At 45.2% G+C, this 21,636-nt stretch carries 20 protein-coding genes and 1 riboswitch; of the genes, 7 read left to right on the top strand and 13 right to left on the bottom strand.

What is annotated here, in order from left to right; translation table 11 throughout:
- Window positions 1–2: 2 nt before the first annotated feature.
- From thiE to J7E35_RS13545, 6 genes are all read right to left on the bottom strand, one after another.
- Window positions 3–653, bottom strand: a complete 651-nt coding sequence (gene thiE, locus J7E35_RS13570) for a thiamine phosphate synthase (protein ID WP_214780531.1) — start codon at window positions 651–653, stop codon at window positions 3–5.
- Window positions 626–1,465, bottom strand: a complete 840-nt coding sequence (thiD, locus tag J7E35_RS13565) for a bifunctional hydroxymethylpyrimidine kinase/phosphomethylpyrimidine kinase (protein ID WP_214780658.1) — start codon at window positions 1,463–1,465, stop codon at window positions 626–628. The genes thiE and thiD overlap by 28 nt, the downstream gene beginning before the upstream one ends.
- Before the next feature lie 166 nt (window positions 1,466–1,631).
- On the bottom strand, window positions 1,632–2,447 hold the full coding sequence (thiM, locus tag J7E35_RS13560) for a hydroxyethylthiazole kinase (protein ID WP_214780529.1): 816 nt from the start codon (window positions 2,445–2,447) through the stop codon (window positions 1,632–1,634).
- Between the two features lie 15 nt (window positions 2,448–2,462).
- Window positions 2,463–3,224 carry a 3-oxoacyl-ACP reductase gene (locus J7E35_RS13555; protein WP_214780527.1) on the bottom strand — a complete coding sequence of 254 codons (762 nt, stop codon included), beginning with the start codon at window positions 3,222–3,224 and terminating at the stop codon, window positions 2,463–2,465.
- Between the two features lie 73 nt (window positions 3,225–3,297).
- Window positions 3,298–3,408, bottom strand: a riboswitch (TPP riboswitch).
- A gap of 58 nt (window positions 3,409–3,466) precedes the next feature.
- Entirely contained in the window at window positions 3,467–3,622 is a 156-nt protein-coding gene (locus J7E35_RS13550) for a hypothetical protein (RefSeq protein WP_214780525.1), read from the bottom strand.
- On the bottom strand, window positions 3,615–3,752 hold the full coding sequence (locus J7E35_RS13545) for a hypothetical protein (protein WP_214780523.1): 138 nt from the start codon (window positions 3,750–3,752) through the stop codon (window positions 3,615–3,617). The genes J7E35_RS13550 and J7E35_RS13545 overlap by 8 nt, the downstream gene beginning before the upstream one ends.
- Window positions 3,753–3,877: 125 nt before the next feature.
- Between J7E35_RS13545 and pepT the strand changes: the two genes are divergently transcribed.
- The 7 genes from pepT (at window position 3,878) to J7E35_RS13510 (ending at window position 12,137) form a co-directional block, all read left to right on the top strand.
- Window positions 3,878–5,110, top strand: a complete 1,233-nt coding sequence (pepT, locus tag J7E35_RS13540; protein WP_214780521.1) for a peptidase T — start codon at window positions 3,878–3,880, stop codon at window positions 5,108–5,110.
- A 245-nt stretch (window positions 5,111–5,355) separates the two neighbouring features.
- Window positions 5,356–6,219 (top strand): LiaG family protein, encoded by an 864-nt coding sequence (liaG, locus tag J7E35_RS13535; RefSeq protein WP_214780519.1) that lies wholly within the window; start codon window positions 5,356–5,358, stop codon window positions 6,217–6,219.
- Between the two features lie 408 nt (window positions 6,220–6,627).
- Complete coding sequence (locus J7E35_RS13530; RefSeq protein ID WP_214780516.1) at window positions 6,628–8,361, top strand: sensor histidine kinase; 1,734 nt, start codon at window positions 6,628–6,630, stop codon at window positions 8,359–8,361.
- A gap of 3 nt (window positions 8,362–8,364) precedes the next feature.
- Window positions 8,365–9,096 carry a LytR/AlgR family response regulator transcription factor gene (locus J7E35_RS13525; RefSeq protein WP_214780514.1) on the top strand — a complete coding sequence of 244 codons (732 nt, stop codon included), beginning with the start codon at window positions 8,365–8,367 and terminating at the stop codon, window positions 9,094–9,096.
- Between the two features lie 160 nt (window positions 9,097–9,256).
- On the top strand, window positions 9,257–10,708 hold the full coding sequence (locus tag J7E35_RS13520) for a carbon starvation CstA family protein (RefSeq protein WP_214780512.1): 1,452 nt from the start codon (window positions 9,257–9,259) through the stop codon (window positions 10,706–10,708).
- Between the two features lie 2 nt (window positions 10,709–10,710).
- Complete coding sequence (locus J7E35_RS13515; protein WP_214780511.1) at window positions 10,711–10,866, top strand: hypothetical protein; 156 nt, start codon at window positions 10,711–10,713, stop codon at window positions 10,864–10,866.
- Between the two features lie 350 nt (window positions 10,867–11,216).
- The gene (locus tag J7E35_RS13510) at window positions 11,217–12,137 is read left to right on the top strand and encodes a ketopantoate reductase family protein (protein ID WP_214780509.1); all 921 of its coding nucleotides are present in this window, start codon (window positions 11,217–11,219) and stop codon (window positions 12,135–12,137) included.
- A 407-nt stretch (window positions 12,138–12,544) separates the two neighbouring features.
- Here the strand turns inward: J7E35_RS13510 and buk are convergent, their stop codons facing one another.
- From buk to J7E35_RS13475, 7 genes are all read right to left on the bottom strand, one after another.
- Complete coding sequence (gene buk / locus J7E35_RS13505; RefSeq protein ID WP_214780507.1) at window positions 12,545–13,603, bottom strand: butyrate kinase; 1,059 nt, start codon at window positions 13,601–13,603, stop codon at window positions 12,545–12,547.
- Window positions 13,604–13,617: 14 nt separating this feature from the next.
- Entirely contained in the window at window positions 13,618–14,538 is a 921-nt protein-coding gene (locus J7E35_RS13500) for a bifunctional enoyl-CoA hydratase/phosphate acetyltransferase (RefSeq protein ID WP_214780505.1), read from the bottom strand.
- Window positions 14,539–14,557: 19 nt separating this feature from the next.
- Window positions 14,558–15,628, bottom strand: a complete 1,071-nt coding sequence (locus J7E35_RS13495) for a Glu/Leu/Phe/Val family dehydrogenase (RefSeq protein WP_214780656.1) — start codon at window positions 15,626–15,628, stop codon at window positions 14,558–14,560.
- A 323-nt stretch (window positions 15,629–15,951) separates the two neighbouring features.
- Window positions 15,952–17,076, bottom strand: coding sequence for an NADH-dependent flavin oxidoreductase (locus tag J7E35_RS13490; protein ID WP_214780503.1), 1,125 nt, complete (start codon window positions 17,074–17,076; stop codon window positions 15,952–15,954).
- Between the two features lie 225 nt (window positions 17,077–17,301).
- The gene (locus tag J7E35_RS13485) at window positions 17,302–17,760 is read right to left on the bottom strand and encodes a DUF1259 domain-containing protein (protein WP_214780501.1); all 459 of its coding nucleotides are present in this window, start codon (window positions 17,758–17,760) and stop codon (window positions 17,302–17,304) included.
- 83 nt (window positions 17,761–17,843) lie between these two features.
- Entirely contained in the window at window positions 17,844–20,084 is a 2,241-nt protein-coding gene (locus J7E35_RS13480) for a sensor domain-containing protein (protein WP_214780499.1), read from the bottom strand.
- A gap of 177 nt (window positions 20,085–20,261) precedes the next feature.
- Window positions 20,262–21,566 (bottom strand): DUF2254 domain-containing protein, encoded by a 1,305-nt coding sequence (locus J7E35_RS13475; RefSeq protein WP_214780497.1) that lies wholly within the window; start codon window positions 21,564–21,566, stop codon window positions 20,262–20,264.
- Between the last annotated feature and the right edge of the window lie 70 nt (window positions 21,567–21,636).

The following is a 21,636-nucleotide window of genomic DNA, read 5'->3' as shown; positions in this document are numbered from 1 at the left end:
TTTTACCTCCGTAAACAAATTTCTTTAAGTGTGGCTGCTGCTTCCTGCACGTCTTCAGCTTGGCTGATCGCTGTGATTACCGAAACACCATCCGCTCCGGCATTCATTACTGCTCCTGCATTGTCCGCATTGATACCGCCGATTCCGACAATCGGGATGCCAGAGTCTTTTAACTGCTCTAGCAATGCTGTTCCCTGGACTGCTCTTGTATCCTTCTTTGTTGCCGTCGGAAAAATTGGCCCAACTCCAAAATAATCTGCACCTGCAAGCTTTGCTTTTTCAGCCTCTTCCAGATTGTGTACAGAAACTCCAAGTATCTTATCGCCAATTTTTTCGCGAACCTGGGCAGCGTCCTCATCCTCTTGGCCAATATGAATACCATCCGCATCAAGCTCCAGGGCCAGTTCGATGTCATCGTTCACAATGAAGGGAATGCCGTTTTCCCTGCAAACTTTTTGGAGCCTCTTGCCTAGCCTTAGCTTTTCAAGATCACCGAGACACCCTTCCCCTTTTTCCCGATACTGAAAAATCGTGATCCCGCCGCGAATCGCGTCTTCAAGCACTCTGATGGGTTCTGCAAAACAATTCGCGCTGCCAGCGATAAAATAAAGCTTCAGCAAGCTTCTCAATTGTTCAGGACTGATTCTCGCCATGAGCTGACCCTGCTTTCCTTTTTCATATTGTAGGCCCAATGGTTAGTAGGTCCATGTCCATTCCCGATATGCAGCGGGTTGGCAATAGCAGCTTGGATGAACTCCCTCGCCACAGAAACCGCTTCATGCACCGAAGCTCCTGTCGCGAGCTGTGCCGTAATCGCTGCAGAAAAAGTACAGCCTGTACCATGGGTGTTCTTTGTCCCAATTCTTGGAGCGGAGAAGTGCGTAAATTCCATCCCGTCAAAAAGGACATCAACAGATTCATCCGTTGCCTCATCATGTCCCCCTTTTATAACAATATTTTTCGCTCCAAGCTTATAGATGCGTTTTGCTGCTTCCTTTTTGTCACCAATCGTCCTGATGGACATGCCTGTCAGCACCTCGGCCTCGGGAATGTTCGGAGTAATGATAAGACAGTGAGGAAGCAAATGTTTTTTGAGGGCGGAAACAGCTTGCTGTTGAAGCAATGAAGCTCCTCCCTTCGCGATCATGACAGGATCAATCACGACCCTTTCCCAGCACAACTCCTTTATTTTTTCCGCGACCGCTTCGATGATTTCCGCGTTAAAAAGCATCCCGGTTTTCACGGCATCGGTCCCAATGTCCTCACCAACCGACTCGATTTGCCTTGCCACAGCCTCTGCCGTCAACGGATAAACTCCCTGCACGCCAAGAGTGTTTTGCGCTGTTACTGCTGTCAGCGCGGACATTCCGTATACACCCAGCTCCTGGAACGTTTTCAGGTCTGCCTGTATTCCGGCTCCGCCGCCGCTGTCCGAGCCTGCGATTGTCAGTGCTTTTTTCATAATCATTACCTCCTTTTATTAGGCTCTTTTCTCAAACTTTGTTGCTATTGATCGCAAAATAGGATTGAATGAACCATGTTTCTTTGCAAAATTGACTCTAATAATGAGAAACGAGCATGCAAACTTAATACCGACCTACTAATCAGCTTTATATTACATACAACAATTTTTATGAAAACAGCCTTTTATTAAAAGAACTTTTATGGTAGATTTCTTCAGCATCCAAATGATACAGCTGATTCAGGAATTCCACTTGAAAACTTCCCGGTCCATGCATGGCGCTTTTGTCAGCGGCAACTTCGGCTGCTACTCCATAAATGATCACTGCAACAGTTGCTGCTTTCAGAAAATCCTTTTCAACTGCTGTGAATGCCCCAATCACTGAAGTCAGCAGGCATCCGGTACCCGTTACCTTCGTAAGGATTGGGTGCCCATTACTGACTGCAAACGTAGATTTCCCGTCAGTAATAACGTCTTCTTTCCCTGTCAGCGCTACAATCGTGTTCAATTTTTGTGCTGCGGATTCAGCCAGCTCGATTACATCCCCATCTGAATCTCCTGCATCAACGCCATGAATGCTCCAGGTTTCACCGGCTACATTCGCTATTTCCGCAGCATTTCCCCTGATAATCGAAATCTCTAATTCTTCCATCAGCCTTCTTGCGGTTTCTGTACGATAAGCAGTCGCCCCGGCGCCAACCGGATCAAGAATGACCGGAACTCCCTGTTCATTTGCCGCTTTGCCGGCAATCAGCATCGACTGTACAACTTCCGGCCGCAACGTTCCGATATTCAGCACAAGGCTTCCCGCAATGCCTGCCATTTCAGCGACTTCCTCATGCGCATAAGCCATCACAGGGGATGCCCCAAGAGCCAGCAGTCCATTTGCGGTAAAATTGGTGACCACAACATTGGTAATATTATGGACAAGCGGATTCTCCCTCCTGACTTTTTCAAGCAAGCCAGCAATCTCTCTTTTTTCCATGTCTATTCCTCCTCCTTAATCCATCACAAGGCCGCCATCAACGACCAGATTCTGCCCGGTAACCGCGCGCCCCCATGGAGATGCAAAGAACATGATCGCATCTGCCACTTCTGCCGGTTCGGTTACTTTTCGAAGCGGTGTGGATGATTGGATGAGCTGGAACACTTCCTCCGAAGTAGCAGAGCTTGCGTCGGTCATTTTTAGCAGTCCTCCAGAAACCATATTGACCGTAATGCCATACTTTCCAAGGTCATTCGCCATATTCCTCGTAAATCCCAATAAAGCAGCCTTGCTTGTTGTGTAGTCATGATAGGCGACAACCGGGTTCTGGAACAGATTCGTGCCTATATTGACGATTCTGCCAAAATTCATTTCTTTCATGTCCGGAAGCCCAGCCTGGGTGGTATTCAATGCACCTCGAACAGCTCCTTCAAGCTGTTGGTGAAAATCCTCCCATCCAACAGAGAACGCATCCTTGTTCGCCACAGGGTCGAATTTGAAATTGACAAGCGCATTATTCACGATGGTCGTTATCGGTGCTCCGAAATGCTCTTTTGCCTGCCTGAACATGCTTTGGACCTGCGCTGGATCCCTTATATCCGCACTGACAGCAAGTGCCTTCTCACCAATCAGTTCTTCCAAATTCTTAGCCTTTTCTTCATTCTGAAAATAGTTGATGATGACCTTCGCGCCTTCTCTTGCAAAAGCCTTGACCGTTTCAGTCCCCAATCCACGGCTCCCGCCAGTCACTAAAACCACTTGATCTTTCAGTTCCATTGAAAACACCTCCTTGGAAAAATAAAAAAGCCAGATCCATAAAATGGACCTGGCTTAAAAGCAAAGTAAGAAAAATTCTCTCACACCACTTTCCTACGCTGGTATTACCCAGATCAGGTCCGAAGGGTTAAAAGACTCAGCGTCTTTCTCTCAGCCCGCAAGCAGGGCACCCCTAGTAGTACATCGAATATTCAATTATCTTTATCCTAGCCTTAACTCTTATATATGTAAAGTGAAAAAGTTCATCCTCTGTTTTTTTGAAGTTCTTCCTTGATCTCTTCCAGAAGCTTGAGTTGCTGGTCCTGCCCATCTATTATTCTTGCCGCCAATTTTTGCAATGTGATCGTGATAGACCAGAGAGACACAATCAGGACAATGATGACGCCGATATCAATCATCTTTCTTTTTTCCCTCGGCAAGATCATCAAAAGGAGTATAATTATTGCTTGGCAGTTTCCCGGAAGTGATGATTCTGTAAATCGAAAAAAACACAACAAACAATACAATAGCCGTGAACACATAACCCATATTCCCCAGCCTCCTTTTCTATATATTATACATGCAAAAAATGGAATTTTCACTCTTTTTCAAATGGTGTTACAGACAATCTGTGCTAATATGAAAATATACATACGAATGGGAGTTGAAAGCAAATGAAAAACGAGATTATCGAAAGATTTACCTCTTATGTAAAAGTAGATACTCAATCAAATGAAAACAGTGAAACCACCCCTTCGACGGAAGGCCAGTTCACTCTTGCCAATATGCTCGTCGAGGAGTTGAAATCCATCGGCATGGAAGAAGTGACGATTGACGGCAATGGTTATGTGATGGCCACCCTTCCTGCCAATACAGATAAAGAAGTGCCAACGATCGGCTTCCTTGCCCATGTCGATACGGCAACTGATTTTACCGGCAAAAATGTCAATCCGCAGATTGTTGAAAACTTCGATGGCAACCAGATCATCCTGAACGAGGAACAGAATATCATCCTGTCACCTGCGGATTTTCCGGAGCTCCCTAAATATAAAGGACATACTCTCATTACTACTGACGGAACCACGCTGCTTGGAGCCGACAATAAAGCCGGTATCGCCGAAATCATGACAGCAATGGCATATTTGATCAAGCACCCGGAAATCAAGCATGGCAGGCTTCGTATCGCCTTCACGCCAGATGAAGAAATCGGCCGAGGACCTCATAAGTTCGATGTCGAGGCCTTCAATGCAAAATTCGCCTATACCGTCGATGGCGGTCCGCTTGGCGAACTGGAGTATGAAAGCTTTAATGCAGCCAGCGCCAAGGTGACATTCAAAGGCAAGAACGTCCACCCAGGAACGGCAAAAGGAAAAATGGTGAACTCCGCAAAAATTGCGATGGAATTCAACAGCCAGCTTCCGGCAGAAGAAGCGCCAGAGCATACGGAAGGATATGAAGGCTTCTTCCATCTAAGCTCGATCAACGGTGATGTGGAAGAAACATCGCTTCACTATATCATCCGTGATTTTGACCGTGACAGCTTTCAGGCACGCAAGGACTTGGTGCAGAAAATCACCAATCAATTAAGGCTGACTTATGGTGAAACCCGCGTTGAACTTGAAATGAACGATCAGTATTATAATATGAAGGATAAAATCGAGCCGGTGAAGGAAATCGTTGATATCGCCTATGAAGCAATGGAAAACCTCGGCATCAAGCCGATCGTCAAACCGATCCGCGGCGGCACAGACGGTTCCCAGCTTAGCTATATGGGATTGCCGACACCGAATATTTTTACAGGCGGAGAGAATTTCCACGGAAGGTTCGAATATATCTCGGTTGATAACATGATTAAATCAGTTGAAACAATTGTAGAAATAGCTAAACTTTTCGAAGCAAAGGCCTAACTAACACCCAACCAGAAGCCAGATTCCCAAGCCGTACGGAATCTGGCTTCTTTTTTTGGGCTCTTTTCGCAAACTTTGTTGCTTCCTCAACCTGATAAAGTCTTTTCGAAAGGAGCCACATTTTAGCGACCTAACCCAAAATCCGCCTCAGGTCTTATCGAGATTTAAATCGGAGGTGCATTGGGATTAAGCTCGTTTTCCCTTATTCTGGATATAGAATGAAACGTGAAAGGAGATTTTAAAAAATGAAACGGATTTTAGTTATTTTCCTGCTGATTACCGGGGCTTATATTGGTTGGAATTATTTGTTCGATGGCAGCGGAGTAAACTTTGCACAGGCGGAAGACGCGGTGAAGGTGACCAATCAAACGAAAAACATCAGTATTGATATTTCAAGCGTCGAGACAATGATTGTGCCAGAAGACCGGGATGATGTCCGCGCCGAGCTTAAGGGCAAAGGAACAGTAAAAGTTGCTGGACATGGTGATGATATCGAGGTTACTGTTAAACGCAAAGGATTCTTCTGGTTCAACTGGTTTGAAATGGATCAGACTACTTTGACAGTTTATATTCCCGAAGACTATGAAAAGAATATGGCAATCGAGCTTGGCTCAGGCGAAGCAATATTCAAAGGACATTCCGCTGATTCTCCAATGATACTGAAGGAACTTACGGTTGATATCGGATCAGGAAGAATGGTACTGGAAAACCTGGATGTTGAAACATTCAAACACCAAAGCTCATCAGGCGAAGTGGAAATCAACTCATTAGCTGCTGGCTCTGGTTCATTTGAAGTCAGTTCCGGCAGTGTCAATGTCAAAAACTACTCTGGCAAGCTTGATGCTGATATTTCCTCTGGTGAGCTCGAAATCCAGATGGATGCTTTGAGAGATGACGTTAACTTAAATGTAAGTTCAGGCAATATCGAGCTGGATCTGCCAGATGATGCTGACTTTACATTGAACGGGAAAGTCAGCAGCGGCGACATATCAAGTGATTTCCCGCTTGAAAACAAAGAAGAATCCGATAACCGCCTTCGCGGCAAATACGGAAGCGGCAAATACGAAATTAACGCCGATGTATCAAGCGGCGATATTAATATAAATTAGGATTTCCAAGTGGCGGCGAACTGGCAAAGACCAAGCGCAATCTCCAGTTCGCCAATAAGTCAGCAGCCCGCGTATTTGAATCCAGCAATTGAACTGGAAAAAATCCAGTGAAATTTCCATTTCGCTATAAAAATTTAAAAGTCGCTATAAAAACGAGAAAGTCGCTATAAAAATCAAATTCCCGCTATATAAATTAGAAAGTCGCTATAAAAAGGATATTCTCTCTATAAAAAAGGAAATTCCCCTATAATCCACCATAATTGCACAAGCAAAATTTCATTTCCCCCCTGGACAAAGCCTGGCAGCTGCACGCCAGGCTTATTTTTATTAAAAATTCGGACAGTGTATCTTTGTTTTTCCTAAGCATTCATTTAAAATAAGTGCAAATACTTCCTGAGGAGTACGGTTATGTTCGAATTACTCATTACGATGCTGGAAAGGCTTGGCATCATTGTGACGATTGCCTTCATTTTAACGAGATTCCGCTTCTTCCGGGGATTGATTTACCATGATTCCCTGAACAGGCGACAGCAATATCTCGCCATACTATTTTTTGGTTTTTTCGGGATTATCGGCACATATTCCGGCATGAGTTTCTCAACGGATAATCTGCAGTTCAACCCCTGGGCTGCTGACCTGGCATCGGATGAAGCCATTGCCAATTCCCGGGTCATCGGAATCGTGATTGCCGGTTTGCTGGGCGGCTACAAGGTCGGTATTGGGGCAGGCCTAATCGCGGGTCTCCATCGTTTCACGCTCGGAGGCTTCACCGCTCTTGCCTGCGGACTCGCAGCAATCGTCGCCGGAATTATCGCCGGCCGTTTTCAAAAGAAGAAAAATAATGTCAATCTGAGGACCGCCTTCCTGGTCGGGGCGATTGCCGAAACGGTGCAAATGCTGATTATCCTTTTGATTGCCAAGCCTTATGACCAAGCGCAAACACTCGTCGAAATTATCGGGGTTCCAATGATTATTGCAAATGGACTTGGATCTGCTTTATTTTTGATGGTTATCAAAAATGTTGTTTCTGAAGAAGAAAAGACTGGGGCGATGCTTGCGCAAAAAACACTGCGGATTGCCGACCAGACGGTTGCTTACCTGCGCAAGGGCATCAATTCAGAATCAGCACGGGCTGTCTGCCAGATTTTACACACCGAAGTGCAGACTAGCGCAGTCGCAATCACAAACCAATCTGAAATCCTGGCACATGTCGGGCTTGCTGATGACCATCATCGCTCAACAAGTCCTATCCAGACTCAGATTACGAGGGATGTACTGAAAAGTGGCAAACTTGTCGTCGCCAATGATGAAACGATTCACTGCCGCGAGCTAAGCTGCCCGCTTGGCGCAGCCGTGATCGCTCCGTTGAAACTGCGTGATGAGACGATTGGCACACTCAAGTTTTATTTTAAATCGGAAAAGGAAATCACCAATGTCGTCATTGAGTTGATATCCGGACTCAGCAATCTGCTTAGCAACCAGCTTGAAATCGCCGAAGCTGAAAAAGCCTATCAGCTTGCCAAGGAAGCTGAAGTAAAGGCCCTGCAGGCACAAATCAGCCCTCATTTCCTTTTCAATACATTGAACGTCATTACCTCGCTGATCAGGATTGACCCATCAAAAGCAAGGAAGCTGTTAGTGTCTCTTTCCCATTTCCTGCGTCAGAACCTGACAGCGACGACGGTGCCATTGACAACTCTTGAGCAGGAATTAGCCCATGTGAAAGCCTATTTAGCAATTGAAGAGGCCAGATTTGTAGAAAAACTAATGGTTACCTATGATATTGATGATGACGCTTTGCTTGTAAAAATCCCGCCGCTCACTCTTCAGCCAATTGTAGAGAACGCCGTAAAACACGGGATCAAGAATATGGATCATGACTGCCAAATTCTTATAGAGATCCATAAAGTCGATAAAAGCACACTAGTAACGGTGAGAGATAATGGACAGGGAATGAGCAAGGAACGGATCGACCAGTTGGGTAAACAAATAATTGATTCAGAAACAGGGAGCGGGATTGCACTTTTCAATGTAAATAGAAGACTAACGATGAATTTTGGGGAATCAGCGTCACTGCGGATTGATAGTGAGCCAGGAAAAGGGACAAAGATTTCTTTTATGATTTCCCAAGCGGAGGAATAACAGATGGACAAGATGATACGTACATTAATCGTTGATGATGAATTATACAGCAGGGATGAGCTGAAGCATTTATTGCAGTCCTTCCCTTCCATCCAGGTTGTCGGGGAAGCTGAATCCGGTGAAGCTGCAGTCATGAAGGCCTTACAGCTGCATCCTGATGTTGTCTTCCTTGATGTTGAAATGCCGAAAATGAATGGGATGGAAGCAGCAAAAGCGCTGATGGAACTTAAAAAAACACCGCTGATTGTGTTCGCAACTGCCTATCCGCAATTTGCTGCCGAGGCTTTCAGATACGAAGCAGTTGATTACCTGCTAAAACCCTATGACGAGAATCAGCTGAAGGAAACGATCCTAAGAATTGAAAAGCATTTCCTGATGCCTGCCGAGCAAGAGTCGGGCAAGCAGACTGGAAAGCTCGCCGTCGAAGGTGATGGCGAAATCTTTTATCTCGACCCAAATGACATCCTGTACATATCGAGAGAAGAAAAGTATTCAAAAATTGTTACAAAAACAAGGGAATATGAAAACAAAATTCCTTTAAAGGACCTTGAAGCCAGATTGACAGCGTATTCTTTTTTCCGCATTCATAAAAGCTATATTGTGAATCTGGATTATGTTATCCGCCTTACCCCCTGGTTCAATGGAGCCTATCAACTGGAAATCGCTGGCCGGGATGAAATGCTGTCAGTCAGCCGGAATTATGTAAAATCGCTCAGAATCCAACTAGAATTATAAATTATTTAAAGCATCTTAAGGATGCTTTTTTGCATTTCAATCGACAAATTTTGCACTTCAAGCTCACTTTTCTGCATCTTGTTCACAAAACAGCCATAATTCCACCTTCTCTATTATACTTAATGAAAACGCATACAATTCAAATTTGAGGAGGTTTCATATGTATACCTTTCTAGCTGGTATCGCAATTTTAATAATTGGTTATTTTACGTATGGGAAATTTGTAGAGAAGGTATTCGGAGTGAACGAAGGCCGTTATACTCCGGCTTATACCCATAAAGATGACGTTGACTATGTGCCAATGTCCACAGCGAAGAACTCTTTGATCCAACTCCTTAATATCGCTGGTGTAGGTCCTATTTTCGGACCGATCATGGGAGCGCTTTACGGACCGGTTGCTTTCCTTTGGATCGTTCTTGGCGCAATTTTCGCTGGTGCTGTCCATGATTACTTAACAGGTATGATTTCTATCCGTAACCGAGGCGCACACCTTCCTGAACTTGCAGGAAAATTCCTCGGAAAAGTCATGAAGCACGTAGTTAATGCATTCGCAATTCTTCTTTTACTTCTAGTTGGAACCGTTTTCGTCACAGCTCCAGCTGGCCTGCTGCATAATCTGATGGATGGAAAAGTAACGATGGGCCTGATTATCGGGGCAATCTTTATTTACTACATTTTGGCGACGCTTCTTCCTGTTGATAAAATCATCGGCCGTTTCTACCCGATCTTCGGCGCATTGCTGTTGATCAGTGCAGTCGGAGTTGGCGCAATGCTTGTCATCACTGGAGCACCGATTCCTGAATTATCTTTAACGAATTTCCATCCTGGTAATGCAGCGATCTTCCCGCTATTGTTCTTAACGATTTCTTGCGGAGCGCTATCAGGTTTCCATGCAACACAAACACCGATCATTTCTCGTACAACGCAAAATGAAAAGAATGGCCGCAAGATTTTCTACGGCATGATGATCGCTGAAGGTGTCATCGCGATGATCTGGGCAGCAGCTGCGATGAGCCTGTTCGATGGCTATAACGGCTTGAACGACATGCTGGCTAACGGCGGACCTGCTGCTATCGTAAGCGAAGCTTCAACATTGATGCTTGGAGCAATCGGCGGAACGCTTGCTGTACTTGGTGTAATTGTACTGCCAATCACTTCTGGTGATACGGCTTTCCGCAGCGCGCGTATGATTATTGCTGACTACTTCAATTTTTCACAGAAGAAAATTGCCAGCCGTCTTTGGATTGCTGTTCCGTTGTTCGTTATCTCTTTCGCACTGACAAAGGTGGATTTCACACTTCTTTGGAGATACTTCTCCTGGGCTAACCAGTCAACAGCTGTCATCGCGCTTTGGGTTGGTGCCATGTACCTATTCATCGCCAAGAAGAATTACTGGATCGCCGTGATTCCTGGAATGTTCATGACAGCAGCTACGACTTCCTATATCCTTAATGCCCAAATTGGATTCGGCCAGTCTCTGACAGTATCCAATATCGGCGCATTAATTATAACAGCTGTCATCACGGTTATTTTCTTCAACGCTGCTAAGAAGGCGCGGGCTAAAAACATTCCGCTTGAAGAGGATATTTCCAAGTATAACAAGGTGGCGTAACGATGAGCGGATGCTGCAGCCCCGAATATCGCAAATCAGTCAACGAGAAAGAAAATCAGGTTAATGACAAAGGGAAAGAGCAGCTTCCCCTTTTTGCAAAAATCATTTTTGTCCTTATTACAGCAGGCGGGCTGCTAGCAGCCTTCCTTGCATATTAATAGAAAAGCTCCAGCGCCTTGTCCAGACCTGGCTAGGCGCTGGAGCTGAACAATTCTCAAAGTTGAACCAAATAAAGCTTTTTGATAATTTTAGGCTGTTTTCGTAAAGTTTGTTGTTAAAATCCTAAAGCCGATTTTAACGTGATGTAAAGTCATTTTGTATGTCGGTATTAAGTTTGCAAGCTCTTTTCTCATAATAAGCGTTAATTTTGTAAAGAAACTTAGGTAATACAATCCTATTTTGTAGTCAATAGCAACAAAGTTTGAGAAAAGAGCCTAATTTTAAAACAACCATGGTGCACGCTTGATTCCAGGCGTGCCCTTTTACATCGTCAAGGAGGTTGAGGGAAATGAAGATATTGATCGTAGGAGCAGGTGCAATTGGCGGCTACTTTGGCGGACGCCTTTTGGAAAAAGGAGAAAATGTAACGTTTTTGGTGCGCCAAAAACGCCAGCAGCAGCTTCAATCAAATGGTTTGCTGGTGGAAAGCATTCACGGGAATATACATATTCCGGAACCAGCGACGGTTTTGGCAGGAGAAAATGTGGAACCATATGATGTTATTCTTGTCTCTACGAAGTCCTACCACTTGGAGGGCGCGATCGAGGACATCCGGCCGTATGTAGGAGATGAGACGATGGTTCTGCCATTATTGAACGGAATTGCCCATGTAGATGTGCTGAAAGAGGCATTCGGGGCTGAAAGAATAATTGGCGGCCTATGCTTTATTGAGACAACACTGGATCATGATGGTAAAATCGTTCAAACCAGCCCAATCCATGATTTCGTATTCGGTGAATGGAATGGCGAAAAAACGGAACGGATTTTACTGCTGGAAAAAGCATTCAGCGGAACGAAGGCAAGCTTCCGCCTTTCTGAAAAGATCCAGCAGGAAATGTGGCACAAGTACTTATTCATTACCTCCCTAAGCGGCATCACCTCCCTGTTCAGGTCACCAATCGGCCCTATTCGCGATCAAGAGCATGGCTGGAATACAATCGATAGACTGGTGCATGAAGCTGCGGCAATCATGGAGAGGATCGGCGCGAATCTTGCACAAGGCTCAATGGAAGCCACCCTAGGGAAAATGAATGAAATTGGCCATGGAATGAAATCCTCCCTGCAGCGTGATATGGAAAAATCACTCCCGACAGAAGCTGATCACCTCTTTGGCTATTTGCTGGAGAAGGCTCAGGAATTGGGTTTGGATGCCCCAATTTTATCTGCTATTCATGCAAATATAAAAGTCTATGAAAGCCTGCTTTCTTAAAAAAAGTCTTCGGTAATTTACAGTTTAAGAGTTTTTTCTTCTAGCGAAAAAAAGGTCTGAGCCTCTCGTAATACACGGTGGCTCAGGCCTTTTATTTCATAGCTCTGTTAAAAACGGCTGTTGATTTTCGTTCCAGGTTCTTCGCTTTCCTTGGGAAGAATTATGAAAAAGCCCTACTGCCGGCTTTTTCAAAGATCAAATTCTTCCTTACAGTGGGGGAGCCTCCTCGTCGCTTTAAGCGCATGCGGGGTCGCCCCATGACTTCCTCATCCCGCAGGACATTGAATTGCTTCCTCGAAACTGCCCACGCACGATGGAAATGCGTTAGCATTTTCGGAGGAGTCTTCGCGCCTTCTACTACAATCAACAGGTTGTAAAAATAACAATTAGCATGAACAGATCCATTTTCAATATATTTTCACATCCTCCAGCCCGTTCATCACTCGTAAAGCACCGGCAGCCAATGCTTCCATTTCCGCTTCACCAGGCAGTACGAAAACTTTTCCCAGAAAACTGATTTTCTTCTTGATTAAACCTGTTATCATATCTGAATGGGCGATTCCCCCGGTCAGGATGATTCCGTCAAGCTTCCCTTCCATTACGGTGGCCATAGCCCCAATTTCTTTTCCAATCTGATGTACCATCGCCTTTAAAATAAGGGCAGCCTCCGTGTCACCCTCAGCGGCCCGTTTCTCAACACCTATGAGATTCTTGGTGCCGAGATAGGAATACACCCCCCCCTGCTTGGTCATCCGCTGAAGTAATTCCTTTTCGGTATATCTCCCTGAAAAACAAAGCTGGACTAGCTGTTTTGCAGGGAGCCCGCCTGCCCGTTCGGGAGAGAATGGCCCCTCATTTTCGGCGTTGTTGACATCTATGATTCTGCCATTTTGAAGTGCAGCGACTGAAATGCCGCCTCCAAGATGGACCACGACAAAGTTCGTTTCAACTAGATCCTTTCCGAGTTCAGCTGCAATTTTACGCGAAACGGCCTTAATATTGAGTGCATGAACATGGCTTTTCCTTTCTATATCAGCCAGGCCGGAAATCCTTGCTTCCTCTGCCAGCTCATCCACACATACAGGATCCACTATATAGGCTGGGATGTGGTGAGCACCAGCTATTTCGGCAGCAATCATCGACCCCAGGTTCGAAGCATGATTGCCATATCTCCCTGATCGTGCATCATTCAGCAAATTTTCATCAACCATGTAGGTCCCGCTGTCCATTGGCTTCAGCATTCCACCCCGGCCAACGACAGCATCCAGCTGTGAAGGATTGAACACCTGCAGCCGTAAAGCTTCCATGATGGAATTAAGCCTGTACGGAAGCTGGTTTTCCAATTCCGGAAGCTTCATGATTTCAGCATCAGGATGGCGGATGGTCTGTTCAAAACGCAAATTTTCATTTTCATAAACTGCTAGCTTTGTAGAAGTAGACCCTGGGTTTACCGCAAGGATTTTCATAATACCTCTCCTATCTAAACGCTGACCGTAGTATTGGATGCCGCAACGACGGCTAGTGCAATCGAGGCCAATTTAGCCTCCGCTGTATCTGACCGGGAGTTCAATACGAGCGGCACTTTTGCACCAAGCACCATTCCCGCCATAGTTCCCTGTGCAAAATAGGTAATCGCCTTGCCAAGGAAGTTTCCTGCCTCAATCGTTGGAACAATGAGCAGGTCCGCTTCGCCTTCAAGCTCGCTTTCCAGCCCTTTATGCAGGAGCGATTCCCTGCTGATGGCGAGGTCGAGCGGAAGCGGTCCTTCTATCAGCAGCTCCTGACTCGCTTCATTTTTTATCAGCATGGCCAGATGATCGGCTTCCACAGTCACAGGCATCTTTTCGCTGACTCGTTCATTGGCTGCCAGAATCGCTACCCGCGGCCGGTCGACTCCAATTCTGTCGAGGAACTCGACCGCATTCAGGATGATCTGCTTCTTCTGCTGAAAATCCGGAGCTATATTGATCCCGCCATCACTCATACTGATCAGCCGTTCAGCCCCCGGTATATCGAAAACGGAGATATGGCTGATGACACTGCCAGTTTTTAAATTAAGCTCCTTATGAAGAACCCCTTTTAAAAATGGGGTGCTATTCACGAACCCTTTCATGATAATCTGAACATGTCCCTCGCTTGCCAGTTTAGCGGCACTAAAAGCATTCTCCTTTTCAGTATAGGCAGGATATACAGGATACTCCTCCACAGAAAAGTCGATTTCCTTCGCCAGTTCAAAAATTTTTTTCGGGTCGCCGACTAGATAAGGTTCGATGATTCCGAGCTCCACAGCCGCTTTGACAGCATCGAGCACATCCCGGTCGTGTGCGGCAGCGACGCTCATTTTTACAGGCGGTCTTGTCCGTGCAGCATCAATGACATCTGTAAAGCTTCGATAGCGCATGCTTAACATCTCCCGTTGTTCAGCCTGTATACTTGCTCTGAATCCGGCTGATTTTTTCAATCTTCTCTTCCACTAATATATTTGCAGCTTTATACGTTGGTATATCGTGAGATTTGGAGATTTTGTAGATTTTTTCCAGAATGTCATAAATCATGCTTGCATTCCTGAACGCCCTGTCCTTGCTGTACTCGTGAAGTTCGTCTGCAACCTGAATCAAACCGCCTGCATTTGTCACGTAGTCCGGAGCATAGAGGATTCCTTTCTGATGCAGCATGTCGCCGTGACGTTCTTCTGCCAGTACATTATTCGCTGCTCCGGCAATTGCCAGGCACTTAAGTTTTGGGATCGTGATGTCATTGATAACGGCGCCCAATGCATTGGGTGAAAATATATCGCACTCTACGCTGTATATATCAAGAGGGTCGATTGTTTCGATATCCGGATATTGCTCCCGGACTTCTTTTACATTCTCTTCAAAAATATCAGTGACAATCAGCTTCGCTCCCTCTTCATGAAGGTGGCCAACGAGAAAGCGGCCGACCTTACCAAGGCCTTGGACAGCTATTCTCCGACCGAGAAGTGAATCTGTGCCAAAGATTTCTTTTGTAGTTGCCTTGATTGCCTTCCACACACCAAAGGCCGTAATAACAGCAGAGTTCCCGCTGCCGCCATATTCTTCAGGCAACCCAACCAGATACTTTGTTTGCTTTGATGCAGAAACGAAATCCATCCCGACAGTACCGACATCCGTTCCTGTGTAAAAGCGTCCCTTTAATGTTTCGATGAATGAGCCGAAAGCCTGGAAAAGCTCATCCGATTTTTCCGACTTAGGATCACCTATGATGACCGCTTTCCCGCCTCCATACGCCACCCCCGAAACACCACATTTATAGGTCATTCCTTTGGAAAGGCGCAGAACATCCCGCAACGCATCTTCTGTAGATTCGTAATTCCACATCCGGCATCCCCCAAGCGCAGGGCCGAGCGTCGTATCGTGGATTGCGACGATCGACTTCAATCCAGTTGCCTTGTCATAATTGAAAATCACCTGTTCATGCCCATGGTTTTTCATTTCCTCAAAAATATCCAGCACCATTTTCTGTTCTTCCGTCAGCAACACAAACATCCCCTCCCGTTGTCGTTCCTGGCAAAGCTGCGTCAGTCTAGGTGGATTCAGGTCTCATATAAATGTAAGCCCTTACATAATTTCATTATAAAGACTTCACCTGCTGCTTACGGTGATATATCTTACACTTTTATGGCAAAACAACTGGAAAAAAACGAGGGTAATTTCCAGTTCGCCAATAAACCTGTGAACTTCGCCAATAAGAATCTCAGCTAAGGAAAATCCGATTAAAATGAACGAAAAAAAGAACCAAAACAGCAGCTTTGGTTCTTATAAATGCAATTTTTTTATTGAATGCCTGGAAACCAGCCTGGTGTATTGACGATTGCCTGCCATAATGGATCCGGAACGACTAGCCGAGCCTGCGCACCAGTATCGATCTTTGTTTCAATTTCATTTTCACGGCCTGTTTGGACCTTTTCGACCCAATCTGGGTCAATGATTAGTTCGCGGCCTAACGCAAGCAATGGTACTCCAGTTCCAAATGCTTTGATTACATCATCTGCGCTATATAGCGAACCGACACCGATGACAGGAACTTTGCTGCCGACTCGTTCTTGGATGATTTCCATTCTTGATCGGTCATCGTTGACACCTCTTCTTGGCTTCGACCAGAAATCGTTCAATGAGACATGCAAGTAGTCGAGCTCTTTATCTGCCAGGACATCTATCAACTCCAGAGTATCAGCCATCGTAATTCCCGGCTCCTCAGGCTCTTCCGGTGAAAACCTATATCCGACAATAAACGGTTCCTTTGCATGCTTTGCGGTCACTCTTTTTACCTCATCAACAACAGCCAATGGGAATGCCATCCTTCTTTCCAGGGAGCCGCCCCATTGATCATCGCGTCTGTTTGAATGAGGGGAAAAGAATTGCTGAATTAAATACCCGTTGGCCCCATGGATCTCGACTCCATCAAAGCCTGCTTCAATCGCTCGGCGGGTTGTCTCCCCAAATGCGGCAATGATTTGTTCCACTTCCTCTCCCGACAATGCACGTGGTGCTTTCGCGCTATTGCGCTCTGATTGAATTTCGCTCGCACTGACAATATCACCGTTTGGCACAAGCTCGGGAGGACACTCGCGGCCGCCATGGAAGATTTGCAGCACCGCTTTTGCACCTTCAGCTTTTATCGCTGCTGCCAGCCTCTTAAGGCTTGGGATCATTTCATCGGTATCGGCACCGAATTCTCCATGAAACCCTTTCCCGTTCCGTGTCACATATGTACACGCAGTTACCACCATGCTTACGCCTTGCGAACGGCGGGCATAATATTCTGCCTCTGCGTCCGTTACAGTTCCATCCTCATTCGACGAAAAGTTGGTCATCGGTGCCATGACAAGTCTGTTTTTCAGGTTAATTCCATTAGGGAACGTAAAGGTTTCAAATAATGGTTTGTATTTTTCATTCATTGATGTGTTCCTCCTCCTTTAGTATACGAAAGTGTATAGCCTAATCTCACTTCTGTTAAACATCATTAGTAAACCGCAAGCGACTTGGTCAGCTGGAGCTGGACAATTCTCTTAGTAAAATTTATTTTATCTTATCTCTTAGAAAAACAGCGAAATTAAAATCCGCTGCTTTTTCGTATTGATTGGCTGCTGCTGGATACAGTTCTTGATTCAAAAGAAACTTTCCTATTTACTCGTCTTATCAATCGCTGCTTTAATCGTTTTTGCCTGCTGTTCCATATCGCCGATCCCCTGGAAATGGACATACATGATTCTCGGTTCCTCATGCATCATATGGTTGTGAACTGCTGTTACTTCAAGCTTCCCTTTTCGCAATTCATCAAGAACAGGATTTACCTCTTCCTGCATAAGCGCCAGCTCTCCCATGACAGCAACCTGTCCATCTACCTTTTCAAATCCGAAATGGAAGACCAGCTCCATCGTTTCCGGAGACAGCTTTTTCCCCATATGCGTCGGGTTGATATTTTCACGGACAATTTCCACCTTGCAGACACCATTTTCGGTTTCTACATTTGTATTGAATGTTTTTTCTAGTTTTTTACAATTGGCATTTCCCTGAGCCTGCACTGCTCCGGCTAAAAAGAGAGCAAAAACCAATGTTGACACCATTAATAATCTTTTCATCCCAGGCACTCCTTTTTTTAACCTTAGCATCCCAAATGCAAGCTTCAATATACAGTGTTAAAAAATTAAACAAAGGCATTCCGCTACTGCAGAATGCCTTCATGTTTCGTATTTTTAAAAAGCAGCTCTTCCATTTCTTCTACTGGCAAAGGCCTGCTGAAATGATAGCCTTGTCCGATCACGCAGCCGTTTTCGAGCAAAAATGCAACCTGCTCCGGTTCCTCGACGCCTTCAGCAATGACGTCGAATTGCAGATTGTGTCCCATGTCAATGATCGTTTTGACCATAGCTCCCTGGTTGGAATGATGGATGATATCATCAACAAATGACTTATCGATTTTGATTTTATCAATTGGAAAATGCTTCAGCAAACTTAACGATGAATATCCGGTACCAAAATCGTCGATCGCAAGCGTTATACCAAGCTCCTTCAGCTGGTCCAGGATCCTCGCTGTCTTCTCGCTGTTCTGCATGACGCTCTCAGTGATCTCAAAATCCAGATAATTCGGTGCCAGCTGGGTATCGGTCAGTACCTGTTTTACCGTATAAATGAAACGCTCTTCCTGGAGCTGCCGCACAGAAATGTTCACTGACATCGGTATCGGCCTGCAGCCTTTCTCCTGCCATTCTTTGTTTTGCGCCGCCGCCTTTTCCAGCACCCATTTGCCAAGCGGGACGATCAACCCTGTTTCCTCGGCAAGGGGAATAAATTCTGCTGGTGATATGAGACCATTTTTTGGATGCATCCAGCGTACAAGTGCCTCTACTCCGATGATTTCCCCTGTTTCCATATTAAACTGTGGTTGATAGTGAAGCATGAGCTGATTATGCTCCAATGCTTTCCTTAGACCATTCTCCAGCTCCATTTTTCGTGATGAAAGCCCGTGCAGCTGAGTCGTGTAAAACTGGTAATTGTTTTTTCCACTGTCTTTCGCCAGGTACATCGCCGTATCGGCATGCTTGATCAGCGTTTCCTCATCCTGGCCATCCTCTGGTGCCATGCTGATTCCGATACTTGGGGTCACAAAAAACTCCTGGCCATCGATGGTGATCCCCTCATTAAACTCATTTAGGACTCTGTCCGCAACTTCAATGACTTGTTCCCTGCTGACAGCTTTGAGCACAATGATGAATTCATCACCGCCCTGGCGTGATACCAGCCCCTGATCCTTGACTGCATTCTTCAGCCTGCTGGCAACAACCTTTAACAACAAGTCGCCAAAACGATGGCCTTTCGTATCATTGATAATCTTGAAACGGTCCAGGTCAAGGAAGAGTACTGCGAGCATCTCGTTGCCGTTTGATAGTGCTGCATTCAGGTGCTTCCTTACCATGTTCCGATTCGGCAGCCCGGTAAGCACGTCAAAATAGGCCATATATTTAATGGTTTTTTCTGCCTTCTTACGCTGCGTCAAATCACGGCCGACAATTTGTTCAGCCATTCTTCCCTCATATAAAATCGGCATCGCGGACATTTCAACCTCAATCTCTTGCCCGTCCAACTGTGTCGCCTTAAATTCGAACCACAGTTTTTCCTCAAAATCTTCATCTATTGTCAATTCACGGTTTTTTATCCGGGAGAGTACCTCAGAGGGAATCAGCTTGGAGATCGGCTTTCCGACCAATTCTGCCGGACTTTCCGCCTTGAACAGCCTGCAGCCAGCTTCATTGATATAATCCAGTTTTCCTCTGCTGTAAACAGCAATCAAATCAGGCGACATTTCCACAAGGCTGCGATAGCGTCCTTCACTTTCCTTACGGTCGGTAATGTCGAATAGAACACTGGTAAAATCAACAAAATTTCTATTTTCATCAATGACTGGAATGCCTCTGTCCTGAATCCAGCGCACCTCTCCATCAGGACGAATGATCCGATATATACTGGTGACAGCTTCCCCTCTTGAAAATCCAGCTTCCCTCTCGGCTAAGATGGACAAATCCTCAGGATGGATGACCTTTTTCCAGAGCGTGTTGTCTTGATAAAATTCTTCGGATGAATGTCCGTATAATTTTTCGATACCAGTTGTGATCAGCAGTGTGCCCGACTTCAGATCATGGGACCAAATCGCGACATCCAGGGTATCAAATATGTTTTTCAGTCTTTTTTTGTGCCCTTCCAGATCCTCTGCTGCATTTTTTAATCCTTTAAATACAAGGAAGACCAATGTGATGTAGAAAAAGGACACAGCTAAATCAATCAAAAAGCCTTCCGCTTTACTTATGGAAAAATAAAATGAAGTCAGCCAATCAATCAGCTCCGCGAACAGAAGAAAAATAATTATAGATAAACCGGTGTATCGTTGTATCTTCCCTTCATTGCCCATTAAAATAAATCCTCCTGTGCCTCGCCGCATGAATGTCTGTTGGAAATTCTAAATATTCTGGAGTAGTTCCATTATTAAAATAACAAACAAACTAGGTTTCGCACAATGGAATTATTACATTTGACCCATAAAATTGATGAATTTTGTCATTTTTTGTCTAGAAAAGTCAGGAATCCATTAAAGAGCGATTCCCAGTACCGTTGATAGTTCTCTTTTTTTCTCATTCAAATAGATCTGGTCGAGCTCCTTCAACTCGTTTGAATCAAATTTTTCCATGCTGTAGATATACAGCTCCCATATGCTTTTTTTCAAGGAATCGTCAGCCGTTTTTCCAATCAGCAAATAAGCGTCGATCAAAGCAGTAAGAATGGAAAAGTCCTGGCTTCCATAATGGACAATTTGATAAAAGGATAAATACAGGATATCCATCGTGCGTTTTTGCTTCCCGATAATTCTCGGCTGCAAATCTTCATCATAATAAGCTATATACCTTCCATTTGAACGGACTCGGCATAGATGGGACAGGGCCATGCCTAGATAGGAAATACAGACTCTGGCGGTATTCGGGTCATTAATCCCCGGGGAGATGGCCCTCAAGGCTACCTCCACAATCTTCTGCAGCGCAAATTCAGGATCCTGTATCGAAGACCGCTCTTTTCCGAGCCTTAAGTATTGATTCAAGACAGCATCAATATCCTCATTGATTTCACCACTATGGTGGACTCTGAAGGCAATGCTGTCTTCTGTCAGAAAATCACCGTTCAGGAAATTAGCTTCGACCCCGAGCCCGTTTACAGATGCATATTTCAAAAGCCCTTGATAGTCTGTAAGCTGAACATAACCGTACCCCCTGGATTTTACATCCCGGACAAATTCGTAGGTGAATCCCGCATCTTTCCTGTCATCAATTACATTTGTGTATTCACTCTCTAGTGTATCCTCCTGTCTTCTGATAACCTTTAAAGCCCCCTCAGTGATCTCCCTGATCAGCGTGCTGACCTGGACGGAAGTGGCGACATTATGGATAAAATAGGCAAAGAATGCGAGACAGATGAACGCAATGAAGACCCCGACCGTAGCTGAGATCACCTGGCCCTCGTACCATGTTTCACTCATGAACAATAGCGACAGGATCGAGTAGACGAAGCCTCCCATGAAGATTCCCAGCACGCGCAACGTCACCGGATCCTCGACAAAATTACTTAGTGTCCTCGGAGAAAATTGAGATGAATATGTAGTCAGCACGACCATGATCGTCGAAAAGGTAATCGTCGTCATTGTCAGCAGCGCTCCAGAAATCGAACCTAAAATCGTCTGCGCCAACTCAACATTTGTCAGCAAAAACGAAGGGACTATTCCCTGAGCCAATTCGTTATGATCGATATAAATCACGGCCAATGCCAGCAGGAATGCCAGTACGCTGTAAATAACCGGCTTCAGCCATATACTTTCCCGTATTCGCAAAACAATCTTCTTCAACAAACTTCCCAGCCCCTTAGTTACCAACTCTTTCCTTACTTATTTAGACCATTTGGGTCAGGTTTAATCCTAT

The organism is Bacillus sp. ISL-45 (assembly GCF_018613195.1).
GTDB lineage: Bacteria > Bacillota > Bacilli > Bacillales > Cytobacillaceae > Mesobacillus.
Note: the sequence above shows the minus strand (reverse complement) of the source record. Positions and strands in the feature narration are given on the sequence as shown.